We start from the raw sequence: 17,318 nt of genomic DNA, 5'->3' as shown, positions 1-17,318 counted from the left end.
AGCAAGCGCCCACAGGGATATGTGTTTGGCTGCCGTTTTGCGGCACACTCAAGCCATCACCGTACAAGGCCTTTCCATGGATCGATACGCCCCGCGCAACTGGCAGCCTCACGAGAAGCCCAGTCTGCCCGGATCCCCCTCGACGCCGTTGCATTCCAACCCCAAGCGCCTGGCGTATGCGCTGGTCGGGTTGCTGGTGGCGTTGACCGGCGGGTTGGGCAATTCGCTGGTGGTCGCCAACCTGCCTTATCTGCAGGGTGCACTCGGGGCGACCACGGCGGAGATGGCCTGGCTGCCGGCGGCGTATGTGATGACCAACGTGTCGATGAACCTGCTGCTGGTGAAGTTTCGCCAGCAGTTCGGGCTGCGGGCGTTCACCGAGGTGTTTCTGGTGCTGTATGCGCTGGTGACCTTCGGGCATCTGTTCGTCAATGACCTGAATTCGGCGGTTGCCGTGCGCGCGGCCCACGGAATGGTCGGCGCAGCGCTGAGTTCGCTGGGCCTGTATTACATGGTGCAGGCGTTCCCGGCCAAATGGCGGATGAAGGCGTTGGTGCTCGGTCTTGGCACTTCGCAACTGGCCTTGCCGCTGGCGCGGTTGTTTTCCGAAGACCTTTTGCAGATCGCCGAATGGCGCGGCTTGTATCTGTTCGAATTGGGCATGGCGCTGCTGTCGCTGGGCTGTGTGTTGATGCTCAAGCTGCCGCCCGGCGACCGTTTCAAGACCTTCGAACCCCTCGACTTCCTGACCTTCGCGATCCTCGCCAGCGGCGTGGCCTTGCTGTGCGCGGTGCTGTCCCTGGGCCGGATCGACTGGTGGCTGGAGGCACGGTGGATCGGCATTGCCCTCGCCGCGTCGATTGCCCTGATCCTCGCGGGACTGGCCATCGAACACAACCGCAGCAACCCGATGCTGATGACCCGCTGGCTCGGCAGCGGGGTGATGATCCGACTGGCGCTGGCGGTAATCCTGATTCGCATGGTGACCTCGGAGCAATCCACCGGTGCCGTGGGTTTCATGCAGAACCTGAACATGAGCAGCCAGCAGTTGCACAGCCTCTACGTGGTGATGCTGATCGGCAGCGTCGCCGGGCTGCTGGCCAGTGCGCTGACCATCGACCCGAAACATCTGTTGATGCCGCTGATCGTCTCGCTTGCGTTGATGGCCACCGGTTCGATCATCGACAGTTCCTCGAACAACCTGACCCGCCCCGAAAACCTGTATTTCAGCCAGTTCCTGCTGGCCTTCGGCAGCACATTCTTCCTCGGTCCGACCATGGTCCTCGGCACCCGCAACGTGCTGACCAATCCGCGCAATCTGGTGAGCTTTTCCGTGCTGTTCGGGATCTGCAACAACCTCGGCGGCCTGATCGGCGCGGCGTTGCTGGGGACCTTCCAGATCGTGCGCGAGAAATTCCATTCCAGCCATATCGTCGAGCAACTGGTGCTGTCCGACCCGTTGGTGGCCGCCCGGGTGCAGAGTGGCGGTTCGGCGGTCGGCTCCCTGATCGCCGACCCGAGCCTGCGCAATCTGCAAGGCATTCGCAGCCTCGCCAATGCCGCCACCCGCGAGGCCAACGTGCTGGCCTATAACGATGTGTTCATGCTGATCGCGGTGATTGCGATCCTCACCATGATCTGGATTTCCATCCGTGCGCTATGGCTGATCAGCACCACCAAAGCCGTCGCCCCGACACCTTCCGTACCTTCCAGCGGTGCCACTTCTTCATGACCGAACCGACCACCACGACCACCAATGCCATTGCCGCCACGCCCGAGGGCGTGGCGCCGCCGTCATCGCCGAACACCGAGCCGCGCTCGTTGCGGGTGCGGATCATCTCGTCGCTGGGCTTTGCCGCGATTGCCATCGTCGGCGTGCTGATCGTGCTGTATGCGTGGCAGTTGCCGCCGTTCAGCAGTGCGGTCGAAACCACCGAAAACGCTCTGGTGCGCGGACAGGTGACGATCATCGGCCCGCAGCTCAGCGGTTATGTCTATGAAGTGCCGGTGCAGGATTTTCAGTTCGTGAAGGCCGGGGATCTGCTGGTGCGTCTCGATGACCGGATTTATCAGCAGCGTCTGGATCAGTCGCTGGCGCAACTGGCGGTGCAGAAAGCTTCGTTGGCCAACGTGGTGCAGCAACGCAACAGCGCCGAAGCGACGATCAAGTTGCGGCAGGCGGTGGTGGCGGACAGCGAGGCGCAGCTGCGCAAAAGCGAGGCTGACCTGCGCCGCAACACCGCGCTGGTCAATGACGGCTCGGTATCCAAACGCGAGATGGACGTGGCGCTGGCCGCCAACGCGCAAAGCATTGCGTCCGTAGCGCAGGCCAAGGCCAATCTGGAAATCGCCCGGCAGGATCTGCAAACGGTGATCGTCAATCGCGGTTCGCTGGAGGCCGCCGTGGCCAGTGCCGAGGCCGCTGTGCAACTGGCGCGGATCGATTTGTCCAACACCCGGATTATCGCCCCGCGTGACGGTCAGCTCGGGCAGATCGGCGTGCGTCTCGGTGCCTACGTCAATTCCGGGGCGCAGTTGATGGCACTGGTGCCGGACCAGAAATGGGTGATCGCCAACATGAAGGAAACCCAGATGGACAACGTGCGGGTCGGGCAACCGGTGAGCTTCACCGTCGATGCGCTGAACCACCGCAAATTCACCGGCCACGTTCAGCACATCTCGCCCGGCACCGGTTCGGAGTTCGCGTTATTGCAGGCCGACAACGCCACCGGCAACTTCGTGAAGATCGCCCAGCGGGTGCCGGTGCGGGTGACCATCGATCCGGACCAACAGGAAATCGAGCGCTTGCGGCCGGGGATGTCGGTGGTGGTCAGCATCGATACGGCAAAGGGTGATACTCAGAAGCACTGACGTCAGGCCGCAATCATCGGCGGCAGGGTGCCGAGCACGGAAACCGCCGCCACCGCGCCGATCCCCAGCAGCCACTCCAGCATTACGCTGCGTTTAAGGGTGTCGACGCGCTGTTCGCAATCACGGATGCGCAAGCGATTGAACAGCGCCAGCCCCAGCATCCCGAGCACCAGCAAGGCCTTGATCAGCAGGATCAGGGCGAATCCCGAAAACAACGGCGTCGGCCACAACTGGCCGGTGAGGACACGCACGTTGATCAATCCGGTGATCAGCAGACCAGCAACCAGCACATAGCCGATCCCGCTGAAGCGCTGCAAGACGTAACGCACCGTTTCGCCGGATTGGCGCAGGATCATCACCAGCATCAGCAAACCGCCGAGCCAGGCGCCCACGCAAGTCAGGTGAACGACCTGATTAAGGATCAGCATCTGGCCGCTGAATCCGTCGAGCATCGCCCCGTGGCCGACCGGCGCGAGGGTCATCAGCAGCAATGCGCTCAGGCCCAGCCGCAATGGCTGGCTCGAACGCCAGGGCGTAAACAGCAACGCCAGCAACAGGGCATTGATCAGCAGATGCCAGCGCCACACCTGACCGAAAAACGTATGGCCCAGCACCAGTTCGACAGTGTCCGGGTCGAACGCCGCAGCCGCCGAACCGGCCATGCTCGCGGTGATCAGCAGCGCCCAGACAACGCCGCTGGCCAGCGCAATCGCCGTCAACCAACGAGCCAGCCGCGCCAGCTGCCGATCCAGCGCCGGCGCTTCACCCTTGAGCAGCAGCGGCCGGAACAGCCAGGCCCCGAACAGCATCAACACCACGATGAAATGCAGGAACCGGCACAGCACCAGCGCGTCGCTCATGAGTTACTGGCCAACCTTGAACTGATAGGCGCCTTCACTCTTGTGCGTATCGACCGACACTGCGTGCCATTCGACCTTGTATTGGCCAGCGGTCAACGGTGCTTCGGGGGTGACGATCAGGGTTTTCTTGTCGCCTTCGGTGGTCAGCGGCTTGATCTTCACCGGCGAGCCGTCGTGAGTCACGGTGACTTTGGTGAAGCTGGCTTCGACGCCTTCGGAAAACACCAGGCGCAGATTCGCAGGCGCGGCGACGGTGCTGTCGGCGGCCGGGGTTTCGCTTTTCAGATGCGCATGGGCAAACGCCTGGGAGGTGACGACCAGCGAAGCCAGCAGGGCGCCGGCGGTGAACAGTTTTTTCATCGACATGGGCAGTGTCCTTTCAGTGAAATGGCGGGCTGAGTATAGAGCGAGGTTCACAGGGTTTTCAGGCGCATGTGCACGACCGGAAAGGGCCGGCCTTCGCCGTCGAGTTCCGAGCGGCCGATGTCCTCGAAGCCGTAGTGCAGATAGAAGCCGTGGGCCTGGGGATTCTGTTCGTTGACGTCGACCTTCAGCAACGGGCGGCGGACATGGTCGAGCAAGCGTCGGCCGATGCCCTGGCCACGCTGAGCCGGGTCGATGAACAGCATCTGCACGGTGTCGTCGTCGGTGGCAATAAAGCCTGCCGGAGAGTTGTCGGGGTTCTCGAAGACCCAGACTTCCAGCGCGGGCAGGTAGGCGTCACGGACCAGAGGGAACAGTCGGTGAATGTCGTCTTCCGGAAGAAAGTCGTGGGTGGCGCGGACGGAACGTTCCCACAGGTCGGCAAGTTGCTGATCGTCCGCGGCAATACGTTTGCGAATGGTCATGGACAAGATCCTTCAGTGTCTGACAGGGAGAAGGGGGCGATCCTAAACCAGAAAAAAGCCCAAGTGTGTGAAGAATCGTTCTCGCCTGTCGCCCCTTGCCCAGAGCGGATGCTAGTCTTCAACAACGTTGTCTTCAGGGAGCCCTCATGGGCAATCACAAGATCGAAATACGCCGCACCAACGTCGACAAGATCCTGCTGGCGGCGGAAAAAGTCTTCGCCGAAAAAGGCTTCGGCGGCACCGCCATGGCCGACATCGCCGCCGAAGTGCAGCTGCCGCGTTCCAACCTGCATTACTACTTTTCAACCAAGAGCGAGCTGTACAGCGCCGTGCTGTTCGACCTGCTGGAAGTGTGGAAGCAGGACGCGCTGTGCTTCGAGATGTTCGACGATCCACGGGTGGTGCTCAGCAGCTACATCCGCGCCAAAATGAACCACTCGCGCAGCCGCCCCTACGGCTCGAAAGTCTGGGCCAACGAAATCATCCATGGCGCGCCGACCCTCGGTGAGGCGCTGGATGTCAGCCTGTACGACTGGGCGAAGATGAAAGAGGCGAAGATCCGTCAGTGGGTGGAGGACAAGCGGATTCTGCCGGTGGAGCCGTCGAGCCTGCTGTACATGATCTGGGCGTCGACGCAGCACTATGCGGACTTCGATCATCAGGTGAATATTTTGAATGAGCATCAGCCGTTGTCGGACATGCAGTTCGAGCGGGCGGTGCAGACGGTGACGAGTGTGATTTTGCGGGGGATCGGGTTGGAGCCTTGAAAGTCAAAAGCTGGCCCTCACCCCAGCCCTCTCCCGGAGGGAGAGGGAGCCTACGGAGGTGTCTTGCGGATTACATCGACCTGAACCACCGAGTTGATTATGGATTCAAAGCAGATCGTTCATGTCGGTGCAGTTCACCAATATTCCCCGGTCGGTTCCCTCTCCCAGGGGAGAGGGCTAGGGTGAGGGGGGCTTCTGGATCTGCAGGCGATCTAGACCGCAACGTGGTAGGGATTCCTCGGATCATGATTCCAGTCCAGAAACGGCTTCCCTGTCTCCATCGGCACCATCTCGATGCAGTCCGCCACCGGGCAGGTGATCTGGCACAAGTTGCATCCCACACACTCGTCATCGATCACTTCATATTTGTGCGTGCCATCGGCCTGTTTCAGGCTGCTGATCGCCTGGTGTGACGTGTCTTCGCAGGCAATATGGCAACGCCCGCAACCGATGCATGCCTCCTGGTCGATCTTCGCAATCACCTGATAGTTGATGTCCAGGTACTTCCAGTCCGTGGTGTTGCCCACCGCCCGCCCGGAAAACTCGGCGATGCTGGCGTAACCCTGACTGTCCATCCACCGCGACAAGCCGTCCTTCATCTCATCGACAATCCGGAAACCATGCAGCATCGCCGCCGTGCACACCTGCACCGCGCCGCTGCCCAGGGCGATGAACTCCGCGGCATCGCGCCAACTGCCGATGCCGCCGATGCCGCAGATCGGCAGGCCCTGGGTCTGCGGATCGCGGGCGATTTCCGCGACCATGTTCAGCGCGATCGGCTTGACCGCCGAGCCGCAATAACCGCCGTGGGTGCTTTTGCTGCCGACGGTGGGCAGGGCGACCATGTGTTCGAGGTCGACGCTGGTGATCGAGTTGATGGTGTTGATCAGCGACACCGCATCAGCACCACCCCGGTGTGCGGCGCGGGCGGCGACGCGGATGTCGGTGATGTTCGGCGTCAGCTTGACGATCACCGGCAGCGAGCAATAGGTCTTGCACCAGCGCGTGACCTGCTCGACGTACTCCGGCACCTGACCGACCGCCGCGCCCATGCCGCGCTCGGGCATGCCGTGGGGGCAGCCGAAGTTCAGCTCGATGCCGTCGGCGCCGGTGGCTTCCACCAGCGGCAGGATGTGTTTCCACGACTCTTCGACGCACGGCACCATCAGCGACACGATCAGCGCGCGATCCGGCCAGTCCTTTTTCACCTGGGTGATTTCCCGCAGGTTGATTTCCAGCGAGCGGTCGGTGATCAGTTCGATGTTGTTGATGCCCAGCACTTCGCGGTTGGCGCCGTAGTGTGCCGAGTAGCGCGAGGACACGTTGACCGCCGCCGGGTCTTCACCCAGGGTTTTCCAGACCACACCGCCCCAGCCGGCCTCGAAGGCGCGCACCACGTTATAGGCTTTGTCGGTCGGCGGCGCGGAGGCCAGCCAGAACGGGTTGGGGGCTTTGATGCCGGCGAAGACAATCGAGAGATCGGCCATTTACGCAGCCTCCACGTTGAGCATCAGTTGAGCGTTGATCGCCTCGGCGGCGCGCTTGCCGTGTTGCACCGCTTGCACGGTGAGGTCCTGATCGAGGCTGGTGCAGTCGCCGCCGGCATACACGCCGGGAATGCTGGTGCGCAGGTTGTCATCGACCTGAATCCGTTCGCCTTGACGCTTGAGTTCGCGGGCCAGCGGATCGGCGAGGGCGCTGGCGTCGAAGGCCTGGCCGATGGCTTTGAAGATCGCATCGGCCGCCAGCTCGAAGGTCTCGCCCGTGGTTTGCAGACGGCCTTCCACCAGATGGGTGCGGGCGAAGCGCATGCCGCGCACCTTGCCCTGAGCGTCGAGCAGCACTTCGTCCGGTTGTGCCCAGGTCAGCAGCCGCACCTGATTGGCCTTGGCGATGTCTTGCTCGTGACCGGTGGCGCCCATGTCCGCCGCGCCACGGCGATACACCAGATTGACGTCGCGGGCGCCGAGACGGGCCATTTGCACGGCCATGTCGATGGCGGTGTTGCCGGCGCCGAGGACGATGCAGTGTTCAGCCAGCGGCAGTTGCGACAAGTCATCGGCCTGGCGCAGTTCGCGGATGTAGTCGGTGGCGGCGAGCAGGCCGGGGGCGTCTTCGTGGGCCAGGCCAAGTTGTTTGCTGGCGTTCAGGCCGAGGCCGAGGAACACCGCGTCGAACTGTTGATGCAGTTCGCTGAGGGTCAGATTTTCACCGAGCTTCTGCCCGTGGCGGATTTCGATGCCGCCGATTTGCAGGAGGAAATCCAGTTCCTTCTGTGCGTAGTCGTCGACCAGTTTGTATTTGGCGATTCCGTATTCGTTGAGTCCGCCAGCCTTTTCGCGCGCTTCGAAAATCACCACGTCATGGCCGTGCATGGCGCTGCGGTGGGCGCAGGACAAACCTGCGGGGCCGGCACCGACCACGGCAATGCGTTTGCCGGTGGCGGCGGCGCGCTGGAACGGATGTTCGGTGAAATGCGCGTTGTCCACGGCGTAGCGTTGCAGCAGGCCGATCAGCACTGGCGCGCATTCCTGGGCGTTGTTGCGCACGCAGGCTTGCTGGCAAAGGATTTCGGTCGGGCAGACCCGGGCGCAACTGCCGCCGAGGATGTTCGCCGAGAGGATTTTCTGCGCCGCACCGGGCACGTTGTCCTGATGGATATTGCGGATGAACGACGGAATGTCGATCTCGCTCGGGCACGCATTCACGCACGGCGCGTCGTAGCAATACAGGCAGCGCGAGGCTTCCAGATGCGCCTGACGGTCGTTGAGCGGTGGTGCCAGATCGGTGAAATGGCCGGCGAGGGCGGCCGCACTTTCGTGCGGGTGCGGGAGATGGTTCAGGGTCTCGATCACGGTTTTTTGCCTCACGGTTAATTGAGGTTTTCTGCCTCTGTCGGGCAGTGGTTTGATCGTTCGGCTTGGGAACGATCAGGAGTCAGCGCTTGACGGCCACAGGCCTGTGCAACTCAGCCCGCTTGCTCAGCAAATCAAACACCGCCGGATACGCCGGCCGTTCGATATACCGGCCCGCCCCACGCTCGGCGCGCAGGTCGCCGTCTGCCCAGACCACTTTCCCCTGGCTGACGGTATGGCTCGGCACACCGCGCACGGTCTTGCCTTCGAAGATGTTGAAGTCCACCTGCTGATGGTGGGTCTTGGCGGAGATGGTGCGAGTGCCTTGCGGGTCCCACAGCACCAGATCGGCATCGGCGCCGACGCGGATCGCGCCCTTGCGCGGGTAGAGGTTGAAGATCTTGGCGGTGTGGGTGGAGGTGAGGGCGACGAAGTCTTGCATCGACAAACGTCCCGAATTCACTCCTTCATCCCACAACACTGCCATGCGGTCTTCGATGCCGGCGGTGCCGTTGGGGATCTTGCTGAAGTCATCGCGCCCGGCGGCTTTCTGCTCGGCGCAGAAGCAGCAATGGTCGGTGGCGGTGGTGTGCAGATTGCCGCTCTGCAGACCATGCCACAGTGCCTCTTGATGCCCGCGCGGACGGAACGGCGGGCTCATCACGTAACCGGCGGCGGTCTGCCAGTCCGGGTGCTGGTAGACGCTGTCGTCCAGCAGCAGATGCCCGGCCAGCACTTCGCCGTAGACCGGTTGGCCCTTGCTGCGGGCGTAGGTGATTTCGTCGAGGGCTTCCTTGGTCGAGACGTGCACCGGTACAGCGGCGTGCCGATGGTTTCAGCGATACGGATCGCCCGGCTGGCCGCTTCACCTTCCACCTGCGAGGGCCGCGACAGCGGATGCGCTTCCGGCCCGGTGATGCCCTGGGCCATCAACTTGCGCTGCAGGTGATAGACCAGCTCGCCGTTTTCCGCGTGAACGGTCGGTACCGCGCCGAGTTCCAGGCAGCGTTCGAAGCTCGCCACCAGCGTGTCGTCGGCGGCCATGATCGCGTTCTTGTAGGCCATGAAATGCTTGAAGCTGTTGATCCCGTGATGGCTGACCAGTTCGGCCATTTCCTCGCGCACCTGCTCGCTCCACCAGGTGATCGCGACGTGGAAGCCATAGTCCGACGCCGACTTCTCCGCCCAGCCGCGCCACTGATGAAAGGCTTCGAGCAGCGACTGCTGCGGATTGGGAATCACGAAATCGATGATCGATGTGGTGCCACCGGCCAGGCCTGCGGCAGTGCCGCTGTAGAAATCTTCGCTGGCCACGGTGCCCATGAACGGGAGTTGCATGTGGGTGTGCGGATCGATGCCGCCGGGCATCAGGTACTGGCCGCTGCCGTCGAGCACTTCGGCGCCGGCGGGAATATCAAGGTTTTCACCAATGGCTTTGATCACGCCGTCAGCGCAATAGACATCGGCGCGGTAACTTTCATCATGGGTAACAACGGTGGCGCCACGGATCAACAGAGACATTCCGAGTTCCTCGCAGGCATGACCGACTTGTGCCGGTTCTAGTGTTTTATTGTTTGCAGCGCCCAATGCGTAATCTTGTCAGCGCTGTCAGGAATAGACGCTAGTCGCAGTTCTGCAATTGATCAAGATTATTTTTTATAAGCTTATGATTGTTTTAACTGACTGATAAATAACGATAAAAAACATAAATCACCAAAATGGTGAGGCACTTCACCATTTTGACGCACTTGACAGGTTGGAAATATGAGCAAGATTTCCTATGTGAAATCAGCCGCTTGAAGTTGAGCTGCGGCTGAGCGCCCACGATGAAAAAAAGTGCAGTGCACCAGATTGAGTCCTGACAGTTCGGACAACTTGCCTGGCATTTAGCCTGAGTGTTCAGTCAAGTGTTCGCGGCCTCACCAGGTGAATAATTAAAACTGATAAACATCAGTCAGTTACACAAAGTTGAAAGCACGGCCCGATGCGCAAGCGGGGCACCCGGCACGTTTATTGATGCCGCCGCTGACACCATGGCCGGTGCATGAAAGTTGTCAGTTCCTCCGGCCATCGTCCGGCTCGCACCTGCGTGTGCAGCCGCCTGATGAGCAAAAAATAATCAGAAGAACAGTGGAGCGGCCATGCAACAGAACAGATCGCAAGTGACCGAGCGCGACGGCTTGTTCGAACTCGAAGCCGGCAGCGACGTCCTCGACAGTCCCCGTTACAACCACGACATGGCACCGACCAAGGTGCGCGAACGAACCTGGAACAAATGGCACATCACCGCGCTGTGGGTCGGCATGTCGATCTGCGTGCCGACCTACACCCTGGGCGGCGTGCTCACCGCGTATTTCGGTTTGACCGTCGGCGAGGCGCTGCTGGCGATTCTGTTCGCCAACATCATCGTACTCATTCCGCTGACGCTGAATGCGTTTCCCGGCACCAAATACGGCATTCCGTTTCCGGTGCTGTTGCGTTCGTCGTTCGGGATCCTCGGCTCCAACGTGCCGTGCCTGATCCGCGCGCTGGTGGCCTGCGGCTGGTTCGGCATCCAGACCATGTTCGGCGGGCTGGCGATTCACCTGTTTCTCGGCTCGATTTTCGAGGGCTGGAAATCCCTCGGCGGCACGGGGGAAGTGATCGGTTTCATGATCTTCTGGACGCTGAACCTGTGGGTGGTGATCCGTGGCGCCGAGTCGATCAAATGGCTGGAAACCCTGTCGGCGCCGCTGTTGGTGGCGGTCGGTATCGGGCTCCTGGTGTGGGCCATGCCCAATGTGTCGATGACCGAACTGCTGGCGATTCCGCCGAAGCGTCCCGAGGGCGCAAGCGTGGTCAGTTACTTCGCCGCCGGGCTGACGGCGATGGTCGGCTTCTGGGCCACGCTGTCGCTGAACATTCCCGACTTCAGCCGTTATGCCCGCAGCCAGAAGGATCAGATCCTCGGGCAGATTTTCGGCCTGCCGCTGACCATGTTTCTGTTCGCCGCACTGGGCGTGGTGATGACTGCCGCGTCGGTGAAACTGGTGGGCGTCAGCGTCTCCGATCCGGTGACTTTGATCGGCCATATCCAGAGCCCGGTGTGGGTCGCGGTGGCCATGGCGCTGATCATCATCGCCACGCTGTCGACCAACACCGCCGCCAACATCGTCTCGCCGACCAACGACTTTCAGAACATCGCGCCCAAGGTCATCAACCGCACCAAAGCGGTAATCCTCACCGGGTTCGTCGGCCTCGCGCTGATGGGCCATGAGTTGCTGAAAAAACTCGGGTGGATCGTCTCCGATGTCAGCCTGGAAACCGTGTATTCGAACTGGCTGCTGGGTTATTCCAGCCTGCTCGGGCCGATTGCCGGGATCATGGTGGTGGACTATTTCCTGATCAAGAAACAACAACTGGATCTGGCCGGCCTGTATCGCGATGACGTGTACCCGGCGTGGAACTGGTCCGGGTTCATCGCGTTCGGCGTGCCGGTGGTGCTGACCTTGCTGTCGCTTGGCAGCAGCGCATTCAGCTGGTTCTACAGCTACGGCTGGTTCACCGGCTCGGCGCTGGGCGGGTTGATCTATTACGGGTTGTGCGCGATGCGGACCAGCCCGGTCATCGTCAAATCGCCGTTGTAATTCCCATAAGAACTGCCTGAGGAGATCCCCATGAACGCAGCCGTAGACGTTCTGCAATCGACCCATCAGCACATCAACCGCGACCGCTTGTGGGCGTCGCTCATGGAGCTGGCCAAACTCGGCGCCACGGTCAAGGGCGGGGTCTGTCGCCTGGCCCTGACCGACCTTGACCGCCAGGCCCGCGACCTGTTTGTGCAGTGGTGCAAGGACGCCGGTTGCAGCGTCACGGTCGATGAAGTCGGCAACATCTTCGCCCGCCGCCCCGGGCGCAACCCGAACCTGCCACCGGTGATGACCGGCAGCCACATCGACACCCAACCCACCGGCGGCAAGTTCGACGGCTGCTTCGGCGTGCTGGCCGGCGTAGAAGTGCTGCGCACCCTCAATGACCTGGGGGTGGAAACCGAGGCGCCGCTGGAAGTGGTGGTCTGGACCAACGAAGAAGGCTCGCGCTTCGCCCCGTGCATGATGGGCTCCGGCGTGTTCGCGGAAAAATTCACCCTCGAAGAAACCCTGGCCAAGGTCGACGCCGACGGCGTCACGGTCGGCGAAGCGCTGAACGCCATCGGCTACGCCGGGCCGCGCAAGGTCAGCGGGCACAAGGTCGGCGCCTATTTCGAGGCACACATCGAACAGGGCCCGATCCTGGAGGACGAACAGAAAACCATCGGTGTGGTGCTCGGCGCACTGGGGCAGAAGTGGTTCGACCTGAAACTGCGCGGCGTCGAAGCCCACGCCGGCCCGACCCCGATGCATCTGCGCAAGGACGCCCTGGTCGGCGCCTCGGTGATCGTCGGCGCAGTCAACCGAGCCGCCCTCGGCCATCAACCCCACGCCTGCGGCACGGTCGGTTGCCTGCAAGCCTATCCCGGTTCGCGCAACGTCATTCCCGGCGAAGTGCGAATGACCCTCGACTTCCGGCATCTGGAACCGGCACGCCTCGACTCGATGATCGCGGAGGTCAGGCAAGTCATCGAAACCACCTGCGAAGAACACGGCCTGACCTACGAGTTGACCCCGACCGCCGACTTCCCGCCGTTGTACTTCGAAAAAGGTTGTGTCGAAGCCGTGCGCGGCGCCGCCAAAGGTCTCGGTCTGTCGCACATGGACATCGTCAGCGGTGCCGGTCACGACGCGATTTTTCTCGCCGAACTCGGCCCGGCCGGGATGATCTTCGTGCCGTGCGAGGGCGGCATCAGCCACAACGAAATCGAAAACGCCGCGCCGGACGATCTGGCGGCGGGCTGTGCGGTGTTGTTGCGGGCGATGCTGGCAGCTTCGGCAGCGGTGGCAGGAGGACAACGGGCCGCCTGACTTCAAACTGTCATCTGTTCGTGCGACGTTGCCGCCCCGGAAAAGGAAGTCAGGGACGCGCAATGTCGCCCATCAAAGTCATCACTTCAGGCTCGGCGTATCTGGACATCGACGCCTGGGCCTGCTGCATCGCCTACGCCGAACTGCTCAACCTGCAAGGCATTCCCGCCCGCGCCGTCAGCAGCGCAAAACCCAATGCCAGCGTTTCGAACACCGTGCTCGGCTGGGGCGCCGTTCTGGACGATTACCGTCCGACCTCCGACGATGAGTTCGTGCTGGTCGATGTCTCCGATTACCACCACTTCGACCCGATGGTCGCACTCGACCGGGTGGTGGAAGTCATCGACCATCATCCGGGCTTTGAAGACCACTGGGCGCAGAAGCTCGGATCTGCTGCCGATATCCGCCCGATCGGCGCGGCGGCGACTCAGGTTTTCCAGCGCTGGAAAGCCGCAGGTTTGCTGCCGAGGATCAGCGAGCAGAGTGCCGCGCTGCTGGCCACGGCGATTCTGGACAACACGCTGAATTTCACCGGGCAGATGACCACGGCGGCGGACATCGAGGCCTACGCCGAACTCGCGCTACACGGGAAACTCACGGCGGACTGGCCCGAGCAGTACTTCCTCGAATGTCAGGCGGCTATCGAATCAGACATGTCTGCCGCATTGGCCGCCGATCTCAAACGCATGAAACCCGAGAGTCGGTTGCCCGAGGTTTTCGCGCAGATGACCGTATGGGATGCCGATGCATTGATCGAGAAGTATCGCAGCGAGATTTGCCGCTGGATGGACGGACAGGGCGATGACTGGTTGCTGAACGTCATCAGCATCAGCCAACGCAAAAGTTGTTTGCTGGCCGAACCCGTGGTCAGCCAGCAGAAGTTGAGTCGTTTGCTGCCGATGGAATGGCAGGCTGGATTGGCGGTTCTAAAGCCCTCGATCTTGCGCAAGGAGCTACTGAGTCTGGGGCTGAATGCAAACTCAGGCGGGTGAACAGATTACCCGGGATTGTCGGTTTTACTCGCCGCGCCTTTTCGCCGTTCAACGCCATTCGGGTTGCCAACATCCAGCAATCGTCTTTCCACCATTACATTTTCAAGCGCCTGACGCTCGGCTGGCGCCATCTGGTGTTCGCGCTTTTTCAGCTCCAGCAGGATGGGGCTGGACCAGGTGCGATAGGTCTGTTCGATGAGGCGGTTGGATGTCATCAGTCTCTCCTTGATCAAGAGCCCGGTGTAGCTGGCAGGGGCTCAATCCGATGAGGTACTAACGTTAGTCGACAAAACGGGAAGTCGCTAATGCCGCCGGTGGAAGCCGACGAGACGAATCGTCGCACCGTGGCTTCCACCGGAGATGCATCAATCGTCGACCTTCATCATCGCCTGCACTCCCTCCCACGCCTCGGCCCGCATCCGCTCGATATCCAGCCCCGGAATCACCCCGTCATCGACCACGATCCGCCCACTCACCAGGCTGTATTTCACGGCAATCGGTTCACCTGCGACGACCGGTGCGACGGCGCTGTCGTGGAAGCCGTAGAAGCGTGGATGGTCGAGGCTGTAGATCACCAGGTCCGCTGCCTGGCCGACTTCCAGCGTGCCGATCGCGCCGAGGCCGAGCACTTGTGCGCCGCCGGCCGTGCCCCAGTGGATCACGTCTTCGGCGGTGGTGGCCGAGGCGCCTTGTTCGGCGCGGTGGATCAGCCAGGCGGTGTTGGCCTCGCCGACCATGCTTCCGGATTCGTTGGAAGCGACGCCGTCGACACCGAGGGAGATCGGCACGCCGGCCTCGTACATTTGCGGAATCGGCGCAACGCCGCTGCCCAGCCGGGCGTTGCTCACCGGGCAATGGGAGACGCCGGTGCCGGTCTGGGCGAGCATGCGGATTTCCCCCGGTTGCAGGTGCACGGCGTGGGCGAACCACACGTCCGGGCCGAGCCATTCGTGTTCGGCGACGAATTCCACCGGCAGGCAGTTGTACTTGTCGCGGCAGAAATTCACGTAGTTCTGGGTTTCCGACAGGTGCGTGTGCAAGCGCAACCCCATGCCTCGGGCGGTGTGCGCCAGTTCGCGCAGCAGCGTCGGCGGCAGCGAGAAGGTTGGCGTGGTTGGCGCCACGACTACACGGCGCAGTGCGTCCGGAGTGTCCTGGTGATAGCGCGATTTCAGCCGTTCGAGATCGCCGACCATTTGTTCCAGGGATTCCGGTTGCAGCGCGGTTTTCGAGAAACCCGGATGCGCGCTGGCAGACTCCAGCGCACCGCCACGGCACAGCACGAAGCGCAGACCGAATTCCTCGGCAAGGTCGAATAGCAAGTCGCCGGTCTCGGTGCTGCCATGGGCGTGGTAGAGGTAGTGGTGATCGGCGCAAGTGGTGACGCCGGACAGCAGCAGCTCGACCATCCCCAGCCGTGCGGCGATCCGCGCCAGTTGCGGGGTGAAGCGGTTCAGGCGCGGGTAAGGCACGCTGGCCAGCCAGCCTTGCAGATCCTGATTCAAGCCTTCGGGCACGGCTTTGAGCAGGTTCTGGAACAGGTGATGGTGGGTGTTGATCCAGCCCGGATAGACCACCGAGTTGCGGGCGTCGATCACTCGCTCACCGGGTTGTGGCTCAAGGTTGGCGGCCATTTCGGCGATGCGGCCGTTGACCACGCGGATGTCCACGGCGCCGGCCCGGGCCCGGGGACCGCGCAGGCCGGTCATCACCGCCACGGGATTTTTGATCAGGATGTTTTGAAGTCGAGTCATGGGCAGCTCCAGTCAGAGGATGTGCGAGGCGGATTTGCCGGGTGTGGTTTCTGGCACGCTGACGCCGTTGAGCGCCGCGTTGAGCAGCACCGACACCAGGCAGGCGATGACCACGCTGCTGTGCAGGAACGGCTGTGACCACTCGGGCAGTTGTTTGAAAAGGGTGGGGGCGAGCACCGGCACCAGGGCGGCGGCGATGGTGAAACCGACGATCAGCACGTTGTAGCGGTTGCGTTCGTAGTCGACCTTGGCCAGGGTCTGGATGCCCGCTGCCGCGACCACGCCGAACATCGCGATGCCGGCACCGCCCAGCGCGGCGGTCGGCATCGAGGCGATGATCGCCCCGGCTTTCGGCACCAGCGCAATCGAGCACATCAGCAGACCGCTGATCGCCACAACCCAACGGCTGCGCACGCCGGTCAGGATCACCAGCCCGACGTTTTCCATGAAGGCGATGAACGGGAACGCGGCGAACATCCCGGCGATGGTGCTGGCCAGGCCGTTGGCGCGCAGGCCGTTGATCACCTGTTTGTCGTCCACCGGTTTGTCGACGATGTCGCCGATGGCCACAAACAGGCCCATGGACTCGACCATCTGCACGATCATCACCACCACCATGGTGGCGATGGGAATCAGGCTGAAGGTCGGCAAACCGAAATAGAACGGGTAGGGCACGGTCAGCCACGGCGCGTCCTCGACGCTGTGAAAGTTGCCCATGCCCAGAGCGTAAGCCAGACCGGCGCCCACCAGCATGCCCACCAGCACCGCCATGTTGCGCAGCAACGGGCTGCCATAGCGGTTGACCAGCAGAATCGTCAGCAACACCAGCACCGCCACGGCGAGAAACGCCGGCGCGCCGAAATTGCTCGCGTTGCGCCCGCCACCGACCCACTCATAGGCGATCGGAAACAGCTGCAAACCGATCACCGTGACGATGCAACCGGTCACCACCGGCGGAAAGAATCGTCGCAAGCGACCCACGAACGGCGCCATCAGCAGGGTGAAAATCCCCGCGCCGATCACCGCCCCGCAGACCCCGGCGAAGCCCACCTCCGGGTTGCTGCCGATGGCGATCACCGGTCCGACACTGCTGAACGCTACACCTTGCAGAATCGGCAGGCGTACACCGAACTTCCAGAAACCGACGGTCTGTAACAGGGTGGCGATGCCGGAGCAGAACAGGGTGGTGCTGATCAGCACCACCGTGTCGGCGTGGGACATCTTCAAGGCACTGGCGACAATCAACGGCACGGCGATGGCGCCGATGTACGAGACGGCCATGTGCTGCAGGCCGAGGGTGAGCATCTGTCGCACCGGCAAGACGCGGTCGACGGGGTGGACGGTGGAGGAGGAACTGGCTGACGACATGGGGAATCACCTCTAGCTGTTGTTATTCGGTACAGAGGGGTATTCGTTCTGTGTGCCCGGAAC

General features: G+C 62.1%; 14 protein-coding genes and 1 pseudogene. 6 read left to right on the top strand and 9 right to left on the bottom strand.

The genetic code is table 11. The annotated features are described in order from the left end of the window. The first annotated feature begins 76 nt into the window (after positions 1-76). Both R1A29_RS16775 and R1A29_RS16770 read left to right on the top strand, forming a co-directional pair. Positions 77-1,732: an MFS transporter gene (locus tag R1A29_RS16775; protein WP_438298963.1), complete on the top strand. Its 1,656-nt coding sequence runs from the start codon at positions 77-79 to the stop codon at positions 1,730-1,732. After that, positions 1,729-2,871: an HlyD family secretion protein gene (locus R1A29_RS16770; RefSeq protein ID WP_265814037.1), complete on the top strand. Its 1,143-nt coding sequence runs from the start codon at positions 1,729-1,731 to the stop codon at positions 2,869-2,871. Before R1A29_RS16775 ends, R1A29_RS16770 begins: the two co-directional genes overlap by 4 nt. A gap of 2 nt (positions 2,872-2,873) precedes the next feature. Here R1A29_RS16770 and copD read toward each other — a convergent pair whose 3' ends face one another. The 3 genes from copD to R1A29_RS16755 are packed head-to-tail and all read right to left on the bottom strand — an operon-like array spanning position 2,874 to position 4,579. Continuing rightward, entirely contained in the window at positions 2,874-3,731 is an 858-nt protein-coding gene (copD, locus tag R1A29_RS16765) for a copper homeostasis membrane protein CopD (protein WP_438298962.1), read from the bottom strand. 3 nt (positions 3,732-3,734) lie between these two features. Next, positions 3,735-4,097: a copper homeostasis periplasmic binding protein CopC gene (gene copC / locus R1A29_RS16760; protein WP_438298961.1), complete on the bottom strand. Its 363-nt coding sequence runs from the start codon at positions 4,095-4,097 to the stop codon at positions 3,735-3,737. 47 nt (positions 4,098-4,144) lie between these two features. Continuing rightward, positions 4,145-4,579 carry a GNAT family N-acetyltransferase gene (locus R1A29_RS16755; protein WP_438298960.1) on the bottom strand — a complete coding sequence of 145 codons (435 nt, stop codon included), beginning with the start codon at positions 4,577-4,579 and terminating at the stop codon, positions 4,145-4,147. A 146-nt stretch (positions 4,580-4,725) separates the two neighbouring features. On the opposite strand from R1A29_RS16755, the gene R1A29_RS16750 reads away from it, so the two are divergent. Next, on the top strand, positions 4,726-5,346 hold the full coding sequence (locus R1A29_RS16750; protein WP_007952885.1) for a TetR/AcrR family transcriptional regulator: 621 nt from the start codon (positions 4,726-4,728) through the stop codon (positions 5,344-5,346). 212 nt (positions 5,347-5,558) lie between these two features. On the opposite strand, the gene preA is transcribed toward R1A29_RS16750, so the two are convergent. From preA to hydA, 3 genes and pseudogenes are all read right to left on the bottom strand, one after another. Next, on the bottom strand, positions 5,559-6,833 hold the full coding sequence (gene preA, locus R1A29_RS16745) for an NAD-dependent dihydropyrimidine dehydrogenase subunit PreA (RefSeq protein ID WP_011334812.1): 1,275 nt from the start codon (positions 6,831-6,833) through the stop codon (positions 5,559-5,561). Further along, positions 6,834-8,201 carry an NAD(P)-dependent oxidoreductase gene (locus R1A29_RS16740; protein ID WP_438298959.1) on the bottom strand — a complete coding sequence of 456 codons (1,368 nt, stop codon included), beginning with the start codon at positions 8,199-8,201 and terminating at the stop codon, positions 6,834-6,836. 82 nt (positions 8,202-8,283) lie between these two features. Next, positions 8,284-9,722 (bottom strand): annotated as a pseudogene (hydA, locus tag R1A29_RS16735) (dihydropyrimidinase). A gap of 620 nt (positions 9,723-10,342) precedes the next feature. On the opposite strand from hydA, the gene R1A29_RS16730 reads away from it, so the two are divergent. From R1A29_RS16730 to R1A29_RS16720, 3 genes are all read left to right on the top strand, one after another. Further along, positions 10,343-11,827, top strand: coding sequence for an NCS1 family nucleobase:cation symporter-1 (locus R1A29_RS16730; RefSeq protein WP_248742062.1), 1,485 nt, complete (start codon positions 10,343-10,345; stop codon positions 11,825-11,827). Positions 11,828-11,857: 30 nt separating this feature from the next. Next, positions 11,858-13,141: a Zn-dependent hydrolase gene (locus tag R1A29_RS16725; RefSeq protein WP_438298958.1), complete on the top strand. Its 1,284-nt coding sequence runs from the start codon at positions 11,858-11,860 to the stop codon at positions 13,139-13,141. Positions 13,142-13,212: 71 nt separating this feature from the next. After that, on the top strand, positions 13,213-14,133 hold the full coding sequence (locus R1A29_RS16720) for a DHH family phosphoesterase (RefSeq protein WP_438302058.1): 921 nt from the start codon (positions 13,213-13,215) through the stop codon (positions 14,131-14,133). 5 nt (positions 14,134-14,138) lie between these two features. Here the strand turns inward: R1A29_RS16720 and R1A29_RS16715 are convergent, their stop codons facing one another. From R1A29_RS16715 to R1A29_RS16705, 3 genes are all read right to left on the bottom strand, one after another. After that, positions 14,139-14,348, bottom strand: coding sequence for a hypothetical protein (locus R1A29_RS16715; protein ID WP_305833814.1), 210 nt, complete (start codon positions 14,346-14,348; stop codon positions 14,139-14,141). Between the two features lie 150 nt (positions 14,349-14,498). Further along, on the bottom strand, positions 14,499-15,887 hold the full coding sequence (locus R1A29_RS16710; protein WP_438298957.1) for an amidohydrolase family protein: 1,389 nt from the start codon (positions 15,885-15,887) through the stop codon (positions 14,499-14,501). 12 nt (positions 15,888-15,899) lie between these two features. Continuing rightward, the gene (locus R1A29_RS16705) at positions 15,900-17,255 is read right to left on the bottom strand and encodes a nucleobase:cation symporter-2 family protein (protein WP_114883861.1); all 1,356 of its coding nucleotides are present in this window, start codon (positions 17,253-17,255) and stop codon (positions 15,900-15,902) included. Positions 17,256-17,318: the final 63 nt, after the last annotated feature.

The organism is Pseudomonas sp. NMS19W (assembly GCF_051554255.1).
Classification (GTDB): domain Bacteria; phylum Pseudomonadota; class Gammaproteobacteria; order Pseudomonadales; family Pseudomonadaceae; genus Aquipseudomonas; species Aquipseudomonas kribbensis.
Note: the sequence above shows the minus strand (reverse complement) of the source record. Positions and strands in the feature narration are given on the sequence as shown.

Bases quoted from the DNA above. Each gene is read 5' to 3' on its own strand.
- R1A29_RS16775 (WP_438298963.1), top strand. From the start codon at position 77: ATGGATCGATACGCCCCGCGCAACTGGCAGCCTCACGAGAAGCCCAGT.
- R1A29_RS16770 (WP_265814037.1), top strand. From the start codon at position 1,729: ATGACCGAACCGACCACCACGACCACCAATGCCATTGCCGCCACGCCC.
- copD (WP_438298962.1), bottom strand. From the start codon at position 3,731: ATGAGCGACGCGCTGGTGCTGTGCCGGTTCCTGCATTTCATCGTGGTG.
- copC (WP_438298961.1), bottom strand. From the start codon at position 4,097: ATGTCGATGAAAAAACTGTTCACCGCCGGCGCCCTGCTGGCTTCGCTG.
- R1A29_RS16755 (WP_438298960.1), bottom strand. From the start codon at position 4,579: ATGACCATTCGCAAACGTATTGCCGCGGACGATCAGCAACTTGCCGAC.
- R1A29_RS16750 (WP_007952885.1), top strand. From the start codon at position 4,726: ATGGGCAATCACAAGATCGAAATACGCCGCACCAACGTCGACAAGATC.
- preA (WP_011334812.1), bottom strand. From the start codon at position 6,833: ATGGCCGATCTCTCGATTGTCTTCGCCGGCATCAAAGCCCCCAACCCG.
- R1A29_RS16730 (WP_248742062.1), top strand. From the start codon at position 10,343: ATGCAACAGAACAGATCGCAAGTGACCGAGCGCGACGGCTTGTTCGAA.
- R1A29_RS16725 (WP_438298958.1), top strand. From the start codon at position 11,858: ATGAACGCAGCCGTAGACGTTCTGCAATCGACCCATCAGCACATCAAC.
- R1A29_RS16715 (WP_305833814.1), bottom strand. From the start codon at position 14,348: ATGACATCCAACCGCCTCATCGAACAGACCTATCGCACCTGGTCCAGC.
- R1A29_RS16710 (WP_438298957.1), bottom strand. From the start codon at position 15,887: ATGACTCGACTTCAAAACATCCTGATCAAAAATCCCGTGGCGGTGATG.
- R1A29_RS16705 (WP_114883861.1), bottom strand. From the start codon at position 17,255: ATGTCGTCAGCCAGTTCCTCCTCCACCGTCCACCCCGTCGACCGCGTC.